Annotated in this window: 25 protein-coding genes; 8 read left to right on the top strand and 17 right to left on the bottom strand. The window is 50.7% G+C overall.

Translation table 11 applies throughout. The annotated features are described in order from the left end of the window. Window positions 1-35 precede the first annotated feature (35 nt). From L2Y54_RS11530 to dsrA, 9 genes are all read right to left on the bottom strand, one after another. Window positions 36-1997 (bottom strand): NAD(P)-binding protein, encoded by a 1962-nt coding sequence (locus L2Y54_RS11530; RefSeq protein ID WP_236496262.1) that lies wholly within the window; start codon window positions 1995-1997, stop codon window positions 36-38. 61 nt (window positions 1998-2058) lie between these two features. Continuing rightward, entirely contained in the window at window positions 2059-3615 is a 1557-nt protein-coding gene (gene dsrK / locus L2Y54_RS11525; protein ID WP_236496261.1) for a sulfate reduction electron transfer complex DsrMKJOP subunit DsrK, read from the bottom strand. Between the two features lie 13 nt (window positions 3616-3628). Then, the gene (locus L2Y54_RS11520; protein ID WP_236496260.1) at window positions 3629-4399 is read right to left on the bottom strand and encodes a respiratory nitrate reductase subunit gamma; all 771 of its coding nucleotides are present in this window, start codon (window positions 4397-4399) and stop codon (window positions 3629-3631) included. A 124-nt stretch (window positions 4400-4523) separates the two neighbouring features. Continuing rightward, on the bottom strand, window positions 4524-4859 hold the full coding sequence (locus tag L2Y54_RS11515; protein ID WP_236496259.1) for a TusE/DsrC/DsvC family sulfur relay protein: 336 nt from the start codon (window positions 4857-4859) through the stop codon (window positions 4524-4526). 31 nt (window positions 4860-4890) lie between these two features. Beyond that, window positions 4891-5196 carry a sulfurtransferase complex subunit TusB gene (gene tusB, locus L2Y54_RS11510; RefSeq protein ID WP_236496258.1) on the bottom strand — a complete coding sequence of 102 codons (306 nt, stop codon included), beginning with the start codon at window positions 5194-5196 and terminating at the stop codon, window positions 4891-4893. Window positions 5197-5210: 14 nt separating this feature from the next. Then, window positions 5211-5615 (bottom strand): sulfurtransferase complex subunit TusC, encoded by a 405-nt coding sequence (gene tusC / locus L2Y54_RS11505; RefSeq protein ID WP_236496257.1) that lies wholly within the window; start codon window positions 5613-5615, stop codon window positions 5211-5213. Window positions 5616-5628: 13 nt separating this feature from the next. After that, on the bottom strand, window positions 5629-6021 hold the full coding sequence (tusD, locus tag L2Y54_RS11500; protein ID WP_236496256.1) for a sulfurtransferase complex subunit TusD: 393 nt from the start codon (window positions 6019-6021) through the stop codon (window positions 5629-5631). A gap of 28 nt (window positions 6022-6049) precedes the next feature. After that, on the bottom strand, window positions 6050-7126 hold the full coding sequence (dsrB, locus tag L2Y54_RS11495; protein WP_236496255.1) for a dissimilatory-type sulfite reductase subunit beta: 1077 nt from the start codon (window positions 7124-7126) through the stop codon (window positions 6050-6052). Between the two features lie 87 nt (window positions 7127-7213). After that, window positions 7214-8509: a dissimilatory-type sulfite reductase subunit alpha gene (gene dsrA, locus L2Y54_RS11490; protein WP_236496254.1), complete on the bottom strand. Its 1296-nt coding sequence runs from the start codon at window positions 8507-8509 to the stop codon at window positions 7214-7216. A 321-nt stretch (window positions 8510-8830) separates the two neighbouring features. Between dsrA and L2Y54_RS11485 the strand changes: the two genes are divergently transcribed. The 5 genes from L2Y54_RS11485 to L2Y54_RS11465 all read left to right on the top strand — a co-directional run bounded on the left by L2Y54_RS11485 (window position 8831) and on the right by L2Y54_RS11465 (window position 11444). Beyond that, complete coding sequence (locus tag L2Y54_RS11485; protein ID WP_236496253.1) at window positions 8831-9724, top strand: TauD/TfdA family dioxygenase; 894 nt, start codon at window positions 8831-8833, stop codon at window positions 9722-9724. A 45-nt stretch (window positions 9725-9769) separates the two neighbouring features. Continuing rightward, a complete protein-coding gene (locus L2Y54_RS11480) occupies window positions 9770-9967 on the top strand; it encodes a hypothetical protein (protein ID WP_236496252.1) in 198 nt (65 codons plus the stop codon). A 5-nt stretch (window positions 9968-9972) separates the two neighbouring features. Continuing rightward, entirely contained in the window at window positions 9973-10662 is a 690-nt protein-coding gene (locus tag L2Y54_RS11475; RefSeq protein ID WP_236496251.1) for a type I-MYXAN CRISPR-associated protein Cas6/Cmx6, read from the top strand. 157 nt (window positions 10663-10819) lie between these two features. Further along, complete coding sequence (locus L2Y54_RS11470; protein ID WP_236496250.1) at window positions 10820-11164, top strand: TusE/DsrC/DsvC family sulfur relay protein; 345 nt, start codon at window positions 10820-10822, stop codon at window positions 11162-11164. An 88-nt stretch (window positions 11165-11252) separates the two neighbouring features. After that, window positions 11253-11444 (top strand): hypothetical protein, encoded by a 192-nt coding sequence (locus tag L2Y54_RS11465; RefSeq protein ID WP_236496249.1) that lies wholly within the window; start codon window positions 11253-11255, stop codon window positions 11442-11444. A 72-nt stretch (window positions 11445-11516) separates the two neighbouring features. Here L2Y54_RS11465 and L2Y54_RS11460 read toward each other — a convergent pair whose 3' ends face one another. After that, window positions 11517-12395, bottom strand: coding sequence for a hypothetical protein (locus L2Y54_RS11460; RefSeq protein ID WP_236496248.1), 879 nt, complete (start codon window positions 12393-12395; stop codon window positions 11517-11519). A 123-nt stretch (window positions 12396-12518) separates the two neighbouring features. Further along, window positions 12519-13187: a Fe2+-dependent dioxygenase gene (locus tag L2Y54_RS11455; protein ID WP_236496247.1), complete on the bottom strand. Its 669-nt coding sequence runs from the start codon at window positions 13185-13187 to the stop codon at window positions 12519-12521. Between the two features lie 66 nt (window positions 13188-13253). Between L2Y54_RS11455 and L2Y54_RS11450 the strand changes: the two genes are divergently transcribed. Then, the gene (locus L2Y54_RS11450) at window positions 13254-13571 is read left to right on the top strand and encodes a hypothetical protein (protein ID WP_236496246.1); all 318 of its coding nucleotides are present in this window, start codon (window positions 13254-13256) and stop codon (window positions 13569-13571) included. Between the two features lie 5 nt (window positions 13572-13576). Here the strand turns inward: L2Y54_RS11450 and soxA are convergent, their stop codons facing one another. From soxA to L2Y54_RS11430, 4 genes are all read right to left on the bottom strand, one after another. Then, window positions 13577-14341 carry a sulfur oxidation c-type cytochrome SoxA gene (gene soxA, locus L2Y54_RS11445; protein WP_236496245.1) on the bottom strand — a complete coding sequence of 255 codons (765 nt, stop codon included), beginning with the start codon at window positions 14339-14341 and terminating at the stop codon, window positions 13577-13579. Then, window positions 14338-14808, bottom strand: coding sequence for a sulfur oxidation c-type cytochrome SoxX (soxX, locus tag L2Y54_RS11440; RefSeq protein WP_236496244.1), 471 nt, complete (start codon window positions 14806-14808; stop codon window positions 14338-14340). Before soxX ends, soxA begins: the two co-directional genes overlap by 4 nt. 77 nt (window positions 14809-14885) lie before the next feature. Beyond that, the gene (locus tag L2Y54_RS11435; RefSeq protein ID WP_236496243.1) at window positions 14886-15464 is read right to left on the bottom strand and encodes a 2OG-Fe(II) oxygenase family protein; all 579 of its coding nucleotides are present in this window, start codon (window positions 15462-15464) and stop codon (window positions 14886-14888) included. Between the two features lie 27 nt (window positions 15465-15491). Beyond that, window positions 15492-16694: an MFS transporter gene (locus tag L2Y54_RS11430; protein WP_236496242.1), complete on the bottom strand. Its 1203-nt coding sequence runs from the start codon at window positions 16692-16694 to the stop codon at window positions 15492-15494. Window positions 16695-16796: 102 nt separating this feature from the next. Here L2Y54_RS11430 and L2Y54_RS11425 point away from each other — a divergent pair, with 102 nt between their 5' ends. After that, window positions 16797-17672, top strand: a complete 876-nt coding sequence (locus tag L2Y54_RS11425) for a LysR family transcriptional regulator (RefSeq protein ID WP_236496241.1) — start codon at window positions 16797-16799, stop codon at window positions 17670-17672. A gap of 37 nt (window positions 17673-17709) precedes the next feature. Next, window positions 17710-18846, top strand: a complete 1137-nt coding sequence (locus tag L2Y54_RS11420) for a molecular chaperone DnaJ (RefSeq protein ID WP_236496240.1) — start codon at window positions 17710-17712, stop codon at window positions 18844-18846. Here L2Y54_RS11420 and L2Y54_RS11415 read toward each other — a convergent pair. Continuing rightward, window positions 18843-19259 (bottom strand): putative toxin-antitoxin system toxin component, PIN family, encoded by a 417-nt coding sequence (locus L2Y54_RS11415; RefSeq protein WP_236496239.1) that lies wholly within the window; start codon window positions 19257-19259, stop codon window positions 18843-18845. The genes L2Y54_RS11420 and L2Y54_RS11415 overlap by 4 nt on opposite strands. Continuing rightward, window positions 19249-19500 (bottom strand): type II toxin-antitoxin system Phd/YefM family antitoxin, encoded by a 252-nt coding sequence (locus L2Y54_RS11410; protein WP_236496238.1) that lies wholly within the window; start codon window positions 19498-19500, stop codon window positions 19249-19251. The genes L2Y54_RS11415 and L2Y54_RS11410 overlap by 11 nt, the downstream gene beginning before the upstream one ends. Window positions 19501-19557: the final 57 nt, after the last annotated feature.

Raw genomic sequence — 19557 nt, 5'->3', positions numbered from 1 at the left:
GATTCCTGTCGAGCCTGCACTCATGGAAAGGGCGATTATTCGCCCAGACCCATTTCGATGTACCCAGTTGGGCAAACGTCTGCGCAGATATGGCAGCCGATACATTTGGAGTAGTCGGTTGCAACATAACGACCCAGCGTCGCCTGCTTCTTAGGCACGCGGTAAACGGCAGTTTGCGGGCAGTAAATAACGCAGTTGTCACACTCGAAGCACATACCGCAACTCATGCAACGCTTGGCTTCGTTAACCGCGTCGGTTTCTGGCAGCGGATTCATGCGCTCTGCAAAGTGACCCAATACTTCTTCAGCCGTTGGTACGTCTTCAGTACGCAGGTTACGTGCTACGTTGTTGAAGTGACCCAAGAACAAATCTTTGGAAGGCACAATCACGTTTTTAGAACGGTCATCGTAGTTATGTACCGCGTATTTCGCACCGTCTGTACCGCGCATGTCTTCTGCACGGCTTGACTCATAACCTGCTGGTTCCAAACCTGCCTCTTGCAGTTTTGCCATCAGGTCAAAGTGGTGCTTATCCACTTTCGGACGCTTGGTTTGTTCTGCCGCCAGCAAATAACGATTGATCGTTTCAGATGCGATAGACGCTTGACCGATAGCCGTCGTCAACAAGTGAGGACGTACTGCGTCACCCGCTGCAAAATGACCTTTCTTGCCCGGTACTTGGTACAGTGCGTCAGCATTGATCTGGTTACGACCATTGTTCAGGGCTTCGATACCATCCAGTTTGCCGAACTGACCGATAGCAGAAACAATAATGTCCGCTTCGATAATGGTTTCTTTGCCGCCTTCGCACGCTTGCGGCATATTGCCTTTCATCGCGCACTCGACCACTTTCAGGCCAATCGCACGACCGTCAGCACCGAAAATGATTTCCTTTGGCATCACTTGCGTCAGGATAGTCACGCCTTCTTTCAGCGCATCCTGTACTTCGTGTTCCGCAGCCGTCATTTGATCCAACGGGAACAAAGTGGTCAAGGTAACAGTTGCAGGTACTTTCTCGCCTACATCACCGTGAGTCAGTTTGCCAGTCGCGGAATCTTCCGCATTTTCTGCGTAGTTCGCCAATGTGCCGATACGACGCGACACGGAAACCACGTCGATGGAAGTATCACCACCACCCACACACACGACGCGAGGCGCGGTGTATTTCATCGTGCCTTTATTATAGGCTTCGAGGAAGTCAACCGCAGACACGCAGTTTGGCGTTTCTGCAAACTTATCAACGAACAGACCACGACCATTCCAGCAACCAACCGTCCAAAGAATTGCGTCGAAATCGCTTTCCAGTTGCTCGATGCTTACGTCTTTACCGACGGTGGTGTTGCACTTAATCGTGATCTCACCCATGTCGATGATACGTTGCATTTCCGCACCCAGCTTGTCGCGTGGTACACGATAACCCGGAATACCGTAACGCATCATGCCGCCCAATTCAGGGTGCTGTTCAAATACGGTAGACGCATGACCCATACGACGCAATTGGTAAGCAGCCGCCATACCCGCTGGCCCACCGCCAACGATAGCCACTTTCTTACCACTCAGCTCGCTAGGTGCATCAAACTTGAAACCAGCCGCAATCGCGCTATCACCGATGTATTGCTCGACCGCGTTAATGCCGACGAAATCGTCAACGTCGTTACGGTTACAACCTGTCTGGCAAGGAGCCGGGCAAACACGACCCATCATCGACGGGAACGGGTTAGCATCGGTGGAGCGACGGAATGCATATTCTTGCATGGTCATGCCAACGGGGGGCTTTTCAATGCCGCGCACGATCTGCAACCAGCCACGAATGTCTTCACCCGACGGGCAGCTACCTTGGCAAGGCGGCGTTTTGTGAATGTAGGTAGGGCATTTATGGGTTGTATCCTGCACGAAAATACTATCGTGCATACTGCCCCATTCGTTATCGCCATCTTTAAAACGGCGGTACGTGTGACCATTACCTTTAAGCTTGCTGTCGTGAGCTGCGGTTGCCATGCCTATCTCCTGTTAATTTCAGTCCACTCGCGGCTATGCCACGCGGAAATAAATGTCGTAATTAGTCTTCGTCGCCGTCTTCATCGTCGGGACGTGCCTGCACGGACACTTGCCGTTGCAGGACAAGCGCGTTACTCACCAACTGGTGAACACTAACAATTTGATCCATCGTGAAACCATAATACGGCAACACTTTCGTAAATTGTGATTTGCAAATCGCGCAAATCGCAGCCATGTGCGTCACACCATTGTGCGTGGTGACGTGCTTGAGGGCTTCCGCACGCGGCTGAATACCTTTCACACGAATTTCCATCAAGTCGTCGGTCAGCAAACCGCCGCCACCACCGCAACAGAAAGTCGCGTCATGGATGGTATCGGCTGGCATGTCCACAAAATTGTTACACACGGCACGAATAACGTGACGCGGAATGTCGAACTGACCACCGGGGTAATCACCCATCCGGCTACCACGCGCTACGTTGCACGAGTCGTGGAAGGTCAAGACTTTGTCGTCATTCTCAGTCTTATCAATCTGCAAGTTACCAGCTTGGATCTGGCTCCAAGTGAACTCCAGAATGTGTTGTGGCACAGGGTAACGCTGATCCAAGAAATCAAACGGCCCAGCCAAGGTATTCAGGAAGCTGTACGCAACGCGCCATGCGTGTCCACATTCCCCAAACACAATGCGCTTAACTTTGTGCTTGATCGCGGCTTCACGAACCCGCAAAGAAACCCGGCGCATGGTCTCATAAGAGCCAATGAACATACCGAAGTTACCTGCTTCTGACGCGATGGTACTCATCGTCCAGGTCACGCCGGTTTCGTGGAATACTTTCGCGTAACCAATCAAACCGTCGATATGCGGTTCGGCGAAAAAGTCCGCTGATGGCGTTACCAACAACACTTCCGCGCCGTCTTCGTCGAGCGGGAAACGGACTTTAATGCCGGTATCCATCTCAACGTCTTCTTCCAAACCTTCCACTGTGTCGAACAGTGCCGGACCCGGTAAACCGAGGTTATTACCGATCTTAAAGACCTTGCCGATAATCTCGTTGCAATACTTTTGACCGTAACCCACGTGGTCAAGAATTTCACGCGCTGCCATTGAAATTTCAGCCGTATCAATGCCGTATGGGCAGAATACGGAGCAACGGCGACACTGTGAACACTGGTGATAATAGTTATACCAGTCCGCCAATACCTCTTCGGTCAGATCGGTTGCACCGACCAGTTTGGGGAAATACTTACCCGCAAACGTGAAGTAACGGCGATAAACTTTACGCAACAAGTCCTGACGTGCCACTGGCATGTTTTTCGCGTCAGATGTTCCGATGAAGTAGTGGCACTTGTCAGTACACGCGCCACATTTGACACAAATATCCAAGAACACTTGCAACGAACGGTAACGACCTTTCAAATCAGCCATTTTGTCGAGTGCGCGTTCTTTCCAGTTAGGGACTAATGACCCTGCTGCATCAAAATCATTCGGGAAATGCAGTGCCTTCTGAAAGTCTGGCTTGGCGATAAAAGGGCCTTTGCTCTCCATCACGCCTTCGCGTACTGCGGGAATCTCGCAATACCCTTCACCCGTCAATTTTGGAACTTCGTAATCAGCCACGGTGCTTACCTCATTATTTCTTCAGTTCGTCGAGGTAGTTTTTACCTTGACGTTCCAATTCCAATGCCCAGCCGGATACATGGCGTTTTTCACGCGGGTTATCCACTTGGTTACGGGTCGGGCTGAAAAAGATACCCGGAGCGTGCATTAACTTACTGATCGGGAAAATGATCATTAGCAATGCCACCAACAACAAATGCACCAATACAATCGGATCGGCTGGCAAGCCGCCTGCGTCACCAAAGAAACCGAAGGTCAATAAACCACCGAAGAATGCCTTCACCTGAGTGACATCCGTGTGGGTTACAAACGTCATTAGTAAACCGCTGCCACCAATGGCAATCAGCAATGCCAACATCAAATGGTCAGAAGGCGCGGAAATGTAACGCACACGATCCACAAGGAAGCGACGCGCCCACAAACCTGCCAGACCCAACACCATCGTGAAACCGGCATACTTCCCAAACGGTTGCAGGAACGTCAGCACTGCCCCCATTTCCATGAAATAACGGGTATGGCGAATCAGCACCAACCACAAGGAAATGTGGAACAGGAACGCAAACAACCACAAGGTTTTGTTGGAACGGAACAAACTCTGGAAAAACACCACTTCACGGAACATGCGCCATACAACACCGCCCTGCGTAACCGGCGCGGGTGTGGTCGGAATCTTCAATGGGGCTGGGGTGTTCCAGTATTGGCGGATCTTCATAGCCACACCGCCAATCAAAATCAACGTTGCCGCCCAAAACAACAGTCCGTAAAGAATACTTACGAATGTCACTGCGTACTCCTGAAGTCATTAGTCTCTCTTCTGAAAACCTGTCAACAACAGGGCTTAAGAAGAGGCTCCGGCGAGCCGGAGCAATCTTCGTGTCTTACGACCTAACTAGCGACATATAATTAAATTATACGCAACCAGTTGGCTTAGGCAGACCGCCGTATTTACAAGCTTGCTTGCCAGGGCCGTATGGGAACAGGCTGTACAGGTACTTGGAGTTACCTTTGTCAGCACCCAAACGCTTACCAACTGCTTTAGTCAGAACGCGCACCGCTGGAGCGATTTGGTACTCTTCATAGTATTCACGCAGGAAATTCAGGATTTCCCAGTGCTCAGAAGTCAGCGTCACATCTTCGCCGCTAGCCAAAACTTCTGCCACTTCTGGAGTCCAGTCGCTCAGGTTTTCCAGATAGCCTTCTTCATCTAACGGAATGTCTTTACCGCCAACGTTAATTGATGCCATTGTGTGGCCTCCTGTCAAAAAATGTTAAAACTTACAGCCAGCTTTGGGTGGTGTCGTTATTTGCCGTCAGGTCTACAAAACCCGCGTAATCAACGCTCACAATCCCGTCTATTGCTTTGCCTTCCAAACCGCGTGCGGCTAGGTCTGCACCCAACACATACACCGTCTTATCAGACATCGCAGCCTTTACTTTACCAGAAAAGATTGACCCGTCGACTGCACCAACCACGGCATCTTCAATCATCAGGATCGAATCACCTGCCTTGGCATGAGCCAAGCAGCTCTCAAAAGCCACACGTTCAAACGGGGACTTGTTGACAATATGTAACATAGACATGTTCAAATCCTCCGTTAGAAGCTCAAAATCACTTCTTGCTCTGCCATCATTGCAGCCATTTCCTCGCGGTTGACCAGAATAATGGAAGGCTTTTCAGCGTAATCGTCGTCAGCGTCTTCGTAAGTGAGTTCCATCAGGTCATCAACCGTCAGACCACGTTCTGCCAAAGACTCGGTAGAGACATACAACTTGGTAATGTCGTAGTCGCCCAATGCGCGGAAAGTCGGCGAGAAATTCTTCATGCCGGTTTCTTTGCTGTTTTGACCTTTGGTAATCTGGTAAACACCGTCGTCGATGAATGCCAAACTAACGTTTTGCTCAAACGCAGCGGAAATCAGCACGACTTCCAACGCCTCCAGTGCGTAGACTGTGCCGTAAGGAGTTTTACGATTGACAAACAAAAAATTCTTTGTAGACATTTTCTTCAGCTCCTTAATCGCCAAACACGACTAAACGATCAGACTGGATACCGCCTTCAACCAACTGACCCAAGCCCGAAATACGGAAACCAGGGGCAATGTTGTTAGCGTCCAGACCTTGACGCTTGGCTTCATCGGCATCCATCAAGCCACGGCGTTGTGCCGCTGCAATACAGATAACCAAATCCAAGCCGTGCTTTTCAGCCAATTCTGACCAAGACTTCTGGATCAGACGGTCATCAGCCGGTGGAACACTCAGACGTGTGCCGTTATTTACGCCGTCGTGGTAGAAGAACACACGGAAAATCTCGTGTCCCTTCTCCAGCGCGGCACGGGTGAACTGCAAGGCAGTATCAGCAGACTGGTGCTGATACGGACCTTCGTTAACCAGGATTGTGTATTTCATTCCGTGCTATTCCTCGTATCGTGGTCGATCAGAAGCGGATGTGCGTTGAAGAGTTCAGGTTCGCACGCGCACCACGCCAGTTGTCGATGTGGTACTTCGTGAATGGCAAACCAGTCACTTCAAAGAAACGCGGCCAGCCGATACGCTCAACCCACTCATTGATACGCTCCCAGTCTTTCGCACCTGCTTTGTAGCATTCCAGAATCTTCTTAACGATCGCGGTCGCTTCAGGCCAACGTGGTGGGTTGTTCGGGATACCCGCTGCCACCAAACGTTGGAAAGTAGGCTTGCCACGTGCGTTGGAGTGATTACCTCCGATCCAGATAGCCAATTGGGTGTACTGGTGATCATTAATTTGCATAGGTGGGCATGGCGGATAGCAAGCACCACAGCAAATGCACTTCTTCTCATCAACTTCCAGGGAAGGCTTGCCGTCAACCATAGCAGGGCGAATCGCCGCAACCGGGCAACGGGCTACAACGGTAGGACGTTCGCACACATTACCAACCAGCGAGTGGTTGATTTTTGGTGGCTTAACGTGCTGGACGTTGATCGCGATGTCACCTTGACCGCCGCAGTTGATCTGGCAGCAAGACGTGGTGATATGAACGCGGTTAGGCATGTTCCATGCTTTAAACTCAGGCAGCAACTCATCCATCATGGACTTAACCACACCGGATGCGTCAGTACCCGGAATGTCGCAGTGCAACCAGCCTTGAGTATGAGACAGTGAAGTCACGGAGTTACGTGTACCACCGACTGGGAAACCCGCATCTTCCAATGCTTTTACCAGTGGCTCTACTTTCGCGCCGTCAGCAATCTGGAATTCGATGTTGGAACGAATGGTGAAATGGACATAACCATCACCATAAGTATCACCGATGTCCATCAGCTTGCGCAGCGTGAACACGTCGAGGATACGTTGAGTACCGGCACGAACTGTCCAAATCTTTTCGCCAGTTTTGGAAACGTGAACCAAAACGCCTGGGCGTGGGTCTTCATGATATGCCCACAAACCGTAGTTGCGGCGCATAACAGGGTGCATGTACTGGAAACCGTCCGGGCATCCAGATTCAATAGGATCGCGCATTTCTGGTGCGGCCATTGTGAAGCCTCCGTCAGAGTAAACTCAAAATTCGTTAAGTATCAGACAACTGAGGCAAGCCAGCCTGCCCCAGTTGGAAGTGCGGTATTACGCCGCTGCTTTTTCTTCACGCTTGCGGTTGAACCAAGCTTCAGCAGCTTCGTCCCAGCCATCAGTACGCACGTAAGAAACGTTACGCGGCTGTTTGATCATGTTTGGATCCGGGTCGATACCGATGCCTTCCAAGAAGTTCACCAGACCGATACGTTCGATCATTTCACCGCAACGCTCGTGTTCCAGACCATTTTCAGCCCAGAAGTCGATGATGGAAGCAGCCAACTCAACAATGCGCTCATAATCTTCTTCGTTATCCAGTTTCATGAATGGGATAACGACTGTACCCATCAAGTCACCGATTTTCAGGGTACGCTTACCGCCGATCAGGATGGTTACGCCTTTGTCGTCGCCGACTTGCAGGGCTTTTGGCATAACGTTCAGGCAGTGCATACAACGTACACAGTTGCTGTTATCAACGGTAATGGTGTCGTCGTCGTTCAGCTTGATAGCCTGCGTTGGGCAACGGCTAATGACGTTATCGAACATGTATTGACGACCCGCAGAACGATCACCTTCTTTGCCAATTTCCTTGGCTTTCTTCATGATCATTTCTTTAACGGCTTCTTGGTTGACCTTCATCTCATCACGCCAAGTACCAATAACAGCAAAGTCCGCACGCTCAATCGCGTTCTGGCAATCGTTAGGGCAACCAGAAACCTTGAATTTGAACTTGTAAGGCAGAGCCGGGCGATGCACGTCATCCGTGAAGTTATTCATCAGACGGCGATGGATCGCGTGTTCGTTACAGTTAGACATTTCGCAACGTGCTGCACCGACGCAAGACATACCGGTACGCACGCAAGGGCCTGCACCACCCAAGTCCCAACCGTATTCGTTGATTTCATCAAAGAAGTGTTGGAAGTTAACGCTGTTCGCACCGATGAACATGATGTTACCGGTTTGACCGTGGAAGGTTTGCAAACCAGAACCCCATTTCTCCCAGCTATCAGCCAATTGGCGCAGCATATCAGTGGTGTAGTAGTTGCCAGCAGGCGGCTGTACACGCAGCGTGTGGAATTCTTTGGATTCAGGGAACATGTGACCGACTTCAGAGAAGCGCGGGATAATGCCGCCGCCGTAACCGAAGACAGAAATGGTGCCACCTTTCCAGTAGCCCATTTTGGTTTCGTAAGAATGCTCCAACTGACCCATCAGGCCATTGATTACATTGCGAATGCGCTCATCTGGATGCTCATCGCGCAGTTTCTTGAAACCAGTGATGAAGCTAGGCCATGGGCCTTCTTCCAGCACATCCAGCATAGGTGTTGGATAATTATTCGTTGCCATACCTGCCTCCTCAGTAAAACGATTGCAATGGCGATTCCTCTTGACCTGCTCTACAAATCAAAAGCCAAGGGAAATATCAAATCAAAAACGGGTCACGTAACTGTGTTCGCTGCTATTTGCGAGTGGGCTAAGTGTATGCGTCATATCCCTAACAAAGAATCTCACCCATGGGGTGTTGCTTGAAACCGGCGCATATCCCGAAGGAGATATACGCTCAACATAATCAAAAATAGTCCACTTGCAGCGGTACAATAGCATATTCGGATTTTTTAATATTGCAAATAACTATAGTAATCATTGATTTTTATCGAGACCTACAAAATGGACGACTCACCTTTTAATTTCAATGCGTTAGTAACGTATCAAACGTGGCGCAACAAAAAATTATCCGCCTACCCATTAGCACCAGAAGCCTTGCTCACCACGATTGCAGACCCTGAAAATCCCAGTGAGACCGAAATAGCGCAACTCCAGCACATTTGCCGTGAACACAATCTCGCGTTGTATCATTTTGCGCAAGGCGACGTGCGCAGCAAACGCCATGTCCATCGTTTAGGACAAAAAGTCGGTTTGTTTCGGCTGGATAGCAATCTGTGTGCTGATGAAGACAGCCTCACCTCCTTGCACGTTACCTCGCACGCGGGGCAGCACGATTACATTCCCTACACCAATAAACCGCTAAGTTGGCATACTGACGGATACTACAACCGACCAGAAGAGCAAATTCATGGCATGTTGTTGCATTGTGCCCAACCCGCACTCGAAGGTGGTGAAAGCTGGTTGATGGATCATGAAATTGCCTACATTTTATTACGCGATACTAACCCTGATTACATTCACGCCCTGATGCACCCGAATGCTTTCACCATTCCTGCCAATGTCTTGAACGGGGAAATCATTCGCCCCGAACAATCTGGCCCCGTGTTTAGCGTCACTGCGGCGGGGCATTTGCACATGCGCTATTCCGCCCGCCAGCGCAATGTAATCTGGCGCGATGACCCGATGACACGGGAAGCCGCCGATTTCCTATTGAATTTATGGCAACAGGACTCACCTTACAAAATAAGGTACACATTGCAGGCAGGCGAAGGCTTGTTGTGCAATAACGTTCTGCACTGTCGCACCGCATTTAGAGACAGTGAAGACCCGGCACAAACCCGCTTGCTATATCGCGGGCGTTATTTTGATCGGGTCACGGATACCCCCCACCCCTAACCCCTCCCCCGCAAGGGGTGAGGGGAACAAGACAGAGGAGAGAATATGCTCAGTTTAAGTCAAATTTTGATGGCAGATGGTCACAATATCAGCAACTTCGAGGAGTTGAAACAAATCGTGCAACAACGCGCCTTGGAAACCGGCGCGATTTTCTTCCAGATTGACATTGAGCCGCCCGGCTACAAAGACCGCCCGGAAGACTGGTACGACCAATTGGAAATCACGTTTTCGTCGGCGAGGTAAACACGATGTTTTGGCAGGAAGACGAGGATAAAACCCTCCCCTATCAAGCACCCGATGAGGTGCTGGATGTTAGTTTCGCCATCGACTGCAAGCAGTTGCCGCTGGATCATGCCTGGGATTTGGCACAAGCCGTCCAACGCGCCCTGCCTTGGTTTGCTGGTGAAAACGTCGCGGGTGTCCACCCCATTCACGTTGCTGAAAGTGGCAATGGCTGGGAACGCCCCGATGATGCGGCTAATCAATTCCTGCTACCTTCGCGACGCACACGGCTGTTCTTACGCATTCCCAAAATCCGCATCCCTGAGACCAAGACTCTCTCCGGCACAACGCTGGATGTGAATGGCTATGCTGTCGGCTTGCGGGACATGAAGGAAAAACCGTTCATCCACACCTCGGTGGTGTTCGCCCGCTACGTGCTCTCTGACGCAGCAGAAGACGAAAACAGCTTTCTGCAACGCATGGCGGCAGAAGTAAAACGGGTCGCTGATTTCAAAGTAAAAAAAATGCTGTGCGGCAAGAGCCACACCTTACTCACCCCGACAGGCGTATTGCATACCCGTCATTTAATGATTGCGGACTTAGACAGCGAACCGTCAATCCGCTTACAGCAATACGGGCTGGGTGACGGGCGCAAACTCGGTTGCGGGCTTTTTATGCCTCACAAGGGCATCAAAACCTTGAAGCCCACCGAGTAAAGAACCCCTCACCCCCAGATCCTCTCCCTCAAGGGTAGAGGGGAGCGAGAATGGCGTATCCCTTTGGAGGAATGGGCGGTTTACTACTTTTTCGTATAATTTTGCGGTCAAGAATTTCATCGGATGGCAACATTCACTTTTGCATGAGGAATTAAACATGGCTTACGAAGTAAACGGCACAACCATCGAAACCACCGAAGCAGGCTACTTGGTAGACCTGAACGACTGGAACGAAGAAGTTGCTAAAGTTATTGCTGTTGAAGAAGGCATTGGTGAGTTGACTGAACGTCACTGGGATGTCATTAACTACCTGCGCGACCAGTACATCAACAACGGCGGCACACAGCCAATGGAACGTATTATCCAGAAAGCCATGGCTGATCAGTGGGGCGACAAAAAGCTGTCCAGTAAAGACATGTACACCCTGTTCCCACGCGCACCGAGCAAGCAAGGTCTGAAAGTCGCAGGTCTGCCAGCGACTAACCGCAAAGGCGGCTATTGATTTCTACCCGAAAGGGGGTATTCCCCCTTTTACCTGAATCCGTTTATCCTACTTTCAGGATTTGGTTAAATTTGAAGAGGCACCGAACATGAGCACTAAGCAAGAGCTGATTAGCGAAATGCTGGAAATGCAGAAGAAATTCATCGCATACGAACAATCTGGTCAATTCAACGCAGAAGAATACTACGTAGGTGAGTGGAAAGCTTACCGTGAGCGTTATCAGGAACTGACTAACGAAGTCCGTGAACTTGCCTCCAAAGAAGCGAATTTCTGGAAGTAAGCTGCAAAGCTTCAAATGCGTAAAAGGCCGCTACATAGCGGCTTTTTCAGTGCCAATGACGGCTCAATGCTCTTACTGAGTACACGTTACACATCCCGGCTTCCCCACCGCACTCACTTTACGCACCTGAGCCCAGACACCAAAATTCGCCTCATGGCGCACGTCTAAAATCTTGACCATATCACCCTTTTGGAAACCGCCCATCGTGCGGCTACCATAAGGCTGATCATAAATCCCGTGGATTTTTTGAGTACGGTATTGCTCGCCTACAGCGGGCAAACCACTATCCGACGCAATATGTAAACGCTGCCCATGCCAGCCTTGTTCACGTAACTCACCCAAATAAACCCATGCAACAATACCGACAGGCAGTGGTTTGCCACGCGGCATTTCCTCAGGAATCACCACAGGATCAATAACTCTCGTATCTGCAACCTCAAAGCCAATCTCATTCGCTTCCGGTTTACTGGGAATTTTTGCAAGGTTAGCTTGTGCCACCCGCTCTTCATCGCTGGGTTTAGCAACAGCAACCGGTGTCACCACTGGCTTTGCTACCGATGCCGGTTTTTGCGTAACATTTTTCGTTACGGCGACCGGCTTGGTTGCTGTTACCGCAGAAAAATCTTGCCCCACACGCATGAAGTTGATCACGGCAGGGCTATTCATTGCAACGGGAATGCTAACAACGGCTGGCGCAGCAGGTGGCGGCGGCAGAGGGATACGACTGGTTCGCACCAGCGTGGGCGGCTTCACATCTTGCAAAGTACTGACTGCCAAGACAGATGGCGACTGCTGCGGTGTCTCATTGGTTTCCAATGCATTAAGACGTTGATAAAAATAACCTAAACCGACCAAGGTACTGGCTTGTACGGCGGCGATCGGCCCCCAAATCACAAGCTGCTTGGCATGGCTTTCCAGCCATGACGCTTTTTTAATTACCAGTTGCCCCATGCAAAACTCCTTGTAGTTGCATCTACACTATCCCTCCTTTTTCCACTAAAAATGGGGGGATGCAAACTACATTCCAGATAAAGAACAGGAATTTTCAGCTTAGTGGTGAATTTGCATGAGTAACTACACTTCACTCCACATCCGCAGCAAATTAATGTGCACGGTGCTGACGCTGGCAGCCTCTTCGGACTGGGGTAACTTTGCAATGACGCCTTCACGGGCTTTGGCTAATTGGTAGAGTAACTCGCGTTGCTGCGGGTCTTTCACCAAACTTTGCGCCCATGTCACCGCCACTAAACGGATACCCTTGGTCACTTCCGCGACTTTGTGCCAACTGCCAGAATCATACACCACCGCATCACCCGCTTCCCCGCGTATTTTTTCTTCCCCATAAGCGGTACGGATGACGATTTCTCCACCGTCATAATCATCGTTAAGAAACACCGTCGTGGACACATCGGTACGGTAACGCCCTGACATTGGCCCCATGACCGGATCGTCCACATGGAAACCATACGTCATTCCCGGTAAATAACGCGCATAAAACGCCGTAGCAACCCGTAGTGGCATCACCGCTACCTGATATTCCGGGTGTTGCACCAGCGGTGACATCACCATCGCATTCAAACGCCGATGCAAGGGGCTGTTCGGGGAAAGCTCTTGGTTGTATTTTACCTTTGCCGCCTCCATACCTGCCGAAAAGCGCCCATCCACGAATTCACCCGTGGCAAGCAATTCCTGCACTTCTTTCACACGTTGCGCATCAAGGACATTTTTAATCAGTAAGAGCATGGCATTTCCTTTCAAAGCCGGAATCGGGTAATCTGCCCACCAAACAGAAGCATAGGTTAAAGAGTGATGCAATTACGGATACAAATCAACGACACCACACGCGATATTGACGTACCGGATTTTATGCTGGCAGAAGGCGAAGACTTTTTCGCACAGATGGATCAGGACATGAGCAAAGGCTATCAAATGAGCCGCAAGTGGGTCGACAAGCCGGATCAAGAACAACGCTGCCAAATTGTAGCGGATAAAATTCTGACTGCACTTTCCAACGGCAACCAAAAAAGCGGCACACTAATGGCAGCTTACATCCTCAAGCGGATGCCGCAAGTACGCGAAATCCACATGAATACGGAAGGCGATATGCTAGGGCATGATTTAGTCTGAAATGATCAATACCGCAGTGCTGGCGTTTCGATCTTCAGCCCATTGGAACGCGACATGATGTAAGCGCCCAGCAGTTTGCTTTCTTCGGCATCAGGGGCAAACGGTTCTGCCCGCATTAACACCAGACACTGCTTGATACGCAAATCAAGGTTTGCCATTTCACCGGTATCTAACCGGTAAGCAGGGAAACCATTGCCCTGCCCCTGACTGATTTTCTGCCCGCGAATAAATTGCCCCGGATAGCTGTCATGGCAATGGGCGCACGACATATCAATCAAGCCAAAGCGGATTTTGTACAGATCTTCGCCTTTTTTCAGCAAATCTGCCATTTCGCCGTCGGTTTGCACATTGACCGGCTCACCAATCGCCAGATGGCGCACAAAGGTTTCCAATGCCAGCAATTCTTTGGAATACGCCGGGAACGGTTTTTCACCCGACTGTTTTTCACGGCAGACATTGATACGGTCATCCAGACGCACAATACCCCCCAATTCCTTGTCGTAGATGGGGTAACGAGCCAGATTTTTTGCCTCCAGCTTGGCACCGTCATCACCGTGACAACTACCGCAGGATTTGCCGGAAGCAGGCTGGCTGTTGAACAACCCACGCCCTTCTTCCACCGCAATAAAACCGGGGTTCTGGAATTCGTCGTCCTGCATGGCACGGGTTTCCTCCTTGACGAATTCGTAACCGGACTTGGCAGGACTGGGGGCATCTGCCCATGCCATCCCAGCGGTAATCAGCAAGCTGAGGGCGAGGTAGTATTTCATTTCAGTGTCCCCAGGTAAGCGATAACATCTTCCACATCCTGCGCGGCAAGGAATGTCCGACCTTCGTAGCCTTTGCCGGGGCGATTAATCAGGCTGGGGTCACGGTAGAAACCCGGCATGATCGAATTGGGATTGAGATGGCGCGAATCCACCACCCGTAGCCGTAATTGCGCTTCCGACAACCGGTTGGCAATACCCGACAATGGTGGGGCAACCGTGCCATAGGCTTCCACACCTTTAATGGGCAATTCGTGACAGGCCAGACAATTCCCCTTGGCGGCATCCGAGACGAGCTTTTCGCCACGCGGAACCTCGCCTTTCAGCCCACACAGGGGGGATGGAATGGAATAATTGGTCATCTCCCATTTGCAGTACGCTTCCGGCGGTGGCGGGACACCTTCTGGCTCCGCCGCCGACGCAGAAGTACTAACAAATAGCAGGAATATCAGGGTGGTTACAGTTTTCATGCGCCCATTCTAGGCAATATCCGGCGCTGCAAATTGATATAAATCATGAAGCATTAATCTAATGCAAAAGTCGTCAATTACGCAAAAATCACCCACGTCGTGGCAATGTATTTCGCCCCGGTATTCACCACACCCGCACGGTGTTCGTGCGTCCAAAATGGTGGAAATAACACCAACTTACCCTTTTCCGGCTGCACACTGAGGTTCTGAAACAGGAAATCGGTCGTACCGCCAGCCTCCACCGGCACATCGTTCAAATACCACAACGCCACCAATTGACGCATTGCAAACTGATGACTGCCGCCGTCAATGTGCCAATGGTAATACTCGCCCGGCTGATAACGTTGCAAGTTATAGCCCATGTCTTTAAACGAGCCTTTGAAATACGGAAACATTTCGCGGAACTCCCGCAATGCCAACGCCAGCGAACGGTGCAAATTATTATCCACATCTTTCCAATGCGGCTTGTCATCGCCGCTGACGAAAATATCGGTGGTTTTTTTCACACTTTGGTTACTGCCCATATCCTGACCAATACGCCCCGCGTATTGATCCGCCAAATTCTGCTCGAAACGCGCCACCATGTTGTCACACAAAAAACCCGGCAACGCATCGCGCTGTTCAAAAATAAATGAATTCGGCACTAATTCACGCATAACACAACCTATCCGTACACTTAGGAATCATACCCAAACTTTACGCGACTCTGCCCGCACCTGCCACCGGTATAACCACACACTCCCCCCTAACGTCAGGCCATAAACCAACAACGACCCCACCACCACACCTAACCAACCTTCCCATGCCCAAAATGGCGCAAGCACAAACCCGCCCACACTCGCTCCCATGTAATAAAACACCAAATACAACGACGACGCACTCGCCCGCGCCTGCAACGCATGATGACTGACCCAACTACTCGCCAGTGAATGCGTCAGGAAAAAGCCCAAACTGCTCACCATAAACCCCCACACAATCGCATACAGGTGCGGAATCAACGTCAACAACGTGCCGCCCATCAACAATACAATCCCCAAGCCCATTCCCACAGGCGCAGAAAAATACTGCGTCACCCGCCCCGACAACGCCGCTGCCAAGGTACCGCTCAAATACGTCAAAAACAGCAAACCCAGCGCATGAGGCGACAAATGATACGGTTCAGCCGCCAACACAAACGTAATGTAACTGTACTGATTCAAGAAAATCATAAAGTTACCACCCGCAATCAAAAACGCCGCCAGCAGCACCGGATTACGCAAATGCCCGCCCATGTCCCGCGCAATGTGTACCGGATTCAAGGGTTTCGGGTGGAAATTCTGCGACTTCGGCAACAGCCACACAAACACCGCCAGCAATACCGCACTCAACACACCCATTGCCCCAAACGCCGCCGCCCAACCGAAATGTTCCCCCACGAAACCGCCCAAAATCCGCCCCGTCACCCCGCCGAGACTGTTAGCACTGATGTACACCCCCACCGCCAACACCACCGCCTTGCGGGTAAACTCATCACCCATGTAAGCAATGGCAATCGCAGGTAGCCCGCCCAAAAACAACCCCTGCAACCCGCGCAACACCAACAAACTCGTGTAACTTTCCACCTGCGACAACGCCAAGGTCGTCAATACCGCCCCCGCCATAGTCACCACCATGATCGGCTTGCGCCCAATCGCATCCGACAATGGCCCATACACCAACAACGATAAGCCCAGCGTCAAAATGGTAATCGTCAAACTCCAGCTTGCTTCCAATTCCGTCAACTGAAATTGCTGCGCAAACGTCGGCAACAACGACTGCACCACATGCAAATTAGCAAAAATCATCGCCGAACCAAGGCACAAGGCCAACGTCGCAGCACGAAAAGCACGGGTATTCGCTTCAATCATGGCAATCTCCTGAATTTCCCCACAGCATAATTGCACTGCAACAATTGATAAAATATATACTAAGAATGGTTTCGATAACGTTTGTTTACCGATGAGGCTGGTATGGACTTCAAACAACTACGCTATTTTCACGAAATTGTCCGCTTAGGCAGCTTCACCCGCGCGGCAGAAGCCCTATACGTCGCACAACCCGCCGTCAGCGTCGCCATCCGCAAACTCGAAGCCGAACTCGATTTAACCCTGTTCCACCGCAACGACCGCAAAGTGACCCTAACCGATGAAGGCGCACGCCTATTGCTTCACGCGCAACGCATCCTGCAAGCCGTCAGCGATGCACAATTGGAAATGCAGGAGCTCAAAGGACTAACGCAAGGCATGGTGCGTGTCGGCATTCCGGGCATGTTGGGTTCGTATTATTTTCCACCGCTTTTGATGGCGTTTCGTCACCGTTTCCCGCATTTAAGCCTGCAAGTGGTCGAGGGCGGCACATGGCAATTGCAACAAATGCTAGAAGGCGGCGAACTCGATTTAGCGGTGATCGTGCGCGATTTTGTTCCGCCAGAACTCGAAGCAGTCACGATTCAACGTGAAGAAATGCGCGTCATCGTGCCACAAGAACACCCTTTCGCCCACCAAACCAGCGTCAGTCTGCCAGAATTTTTCGCTGAAGAACTGGTGATGTTCCGTCCCGGCTATTTTCACCGCAAAATCATCGACCGACTCGCACAAGAGGCAGGTGTTACCCCGAATATCGGTTTTGAAACCAACCTGTTGCCGCTGATTAAGTCGATTATCAAACAAGGTTTCGGCATTTCCACCCTGCTGACGATGGTGGTAAAGGAAGACCCTGAACTGGTCGATTTACCGTTTGAACAACCGCTGTGGCTGGATTTGTGCATCGCTTGGCGGCGAGAAGGCTACTTGTCACGTGCGAACCGCGCTTTCGTCGATTTCCTGCTGGAACAAAGCCGCGCCTAATGCCACACTAAGCGCAAAACCCTGTCAGGAAGACCCCATGTCCGCTAAAAAAGTTGTCCACATCAAAACCGCGCCCGCACAAGCGCCGCTTTCCGCCACCCAAAAGCAATTCAACAACTTGATCAAAAAGATCGACGCGCAAAAGAAATTGCTGGCGGAATGGCAAGAAACGTTCTCGCGCTGCCAACAAGATGCCGTGACCAAATTAGAACCGTTGAAAAAGACGTTAGAAGAACAGCAATTGGCGATGATCAAGCTACTCGACCAACAGTTCACCAGCCACAAATTCACCGCCAACCAGCAGGAAAAGCTCAGCCACCTGATTACCGATACGTGCGAAGACTTGCTGCAACGCGATGACAGTGATGAGCTAAAAACGCTGTACAACAAATACAGCGGCGGCGATTACGATGCCGAGGCACAAGAAGAGCAGGACATGGCTGCGGATTTCCTCAAGCAGATGATGGAACGCGAGCTAGGTATTACGCTAGAGGATGGCGACTTCGACCCCAACGAACCCGAAGCCAGTGCTGAACGTTTATTTGCCAAATTCAAACAACAACAGGAACAGGCAGAAGCCGCAGCACCACCCCGCCCGCAACGCAAAAAAACCGCCAAACAACTCGCCAAAGAAGCGAAAGAGGCAGAAGAAGCCGCCAATGTCAGCAAATCCATCCAAGCTGTTTACCGCCAACTCACCAGCGCCTTACACCCTGACCGCGAACAAGACCCCGTAGAACGTGAACGCAAAACCGAATTGATGCAGCAAGTGACTGTCGCTTACGGCAATAAAGACTTGCTGAAACTGCTGGAATTGCAGCTTGCTGTTGAGCAAATCGACCAGACCAAGCTCAACAATATCGCGGCTGACCGCCTCAAGCATTACAACAAAATCCTCAGCGACCAGCTATGCGAATTGCAGGAAGAAGTATTTCTCAAGGAAGACCAAATCCGCATGATGTTGCACCTTGCACCGTTTGAACCACTTTCGCCCAAGCGTTTGGTAATGATGATTAAGGAAGATGTGCGCACCATGCAGGATGGGATTACGCGCATCCAGAGAGATCTACGGCTGTTTCAGGATGTGAAACAGCTCAAGGCATGGTTAAAAAGCTATCGGATTCCAGAACCGGATTTTGATCCGTTTTTTGGGGACTTCCCGCCGTTTCGTTAATGTTGAAATTGCTCCCAGCAAGCACGTGGCGACAGGATAGGCAAACCATCGACGGATTCCAGATCCAGCAGGTCACTGTCGCCACTGACGAGCAAATCCGCTTGCCCCAGCAACGCCGTTTCCACGAACTTATCATCATCAGGATCGCGGGAATAGCTGGGTTTTCCGGTGATTTCAACCCACACAGCACTCATACCGACATCGTGCAAGACTTGTTTGCGTTGTTCCAAGGTGATGTAACGATCGAACTTGGGTCGCCACAAACGGGTTTCCAATTCGGTAAAGGTTTCTTGGCAAAACAGGAGTCGGCTGTTTTCAATAAAAAAATCCGCCACCCTACCCGCAAGACCATCGGGCTTAAGCGCGTAACTGATCAACACATTGGTATCAATGACGACTAGTTCAACTTTCATCAGCCAACAACGCTTCCAGTTTATCGTCAGTCAAGCCTTGGCTGCTGGCGTATGCGCCGACTTCGCGTACCGTTTGGCGCAAACGATCGGCATAGAACTTGCGCATTTGTTCGTAATCCTCCACCGACACCATAACACCCACCAAGCGCCCGCGCCGCATTACGCCGACGGGTGTTCTTTGTGCCTTGTCGATAAATTCACCGAAATGGGTTTTGGCTTCATTCGCAGTCATGGTTTGCATGGAATGCCTCGTATTAGGTTCTCACTTGGCGCTCATATTAAACGATTCGTTCGATTC

It is taken from the genome of Thiothrix winogradskyi (genome assembly GCF_021650935.1).
GTDB classification, from domain to species: Bacteria; Pseudomonadota; Gammaproteobacteria; order Thiotrichales; family Thiotrichaceae; genus Thiothrix; species Thiothrix winogradskyi.
Note: the sequence above shows the minus strand (reverse complement) of the source record. Positions and strands in the feature narration are given on the sequence as shown.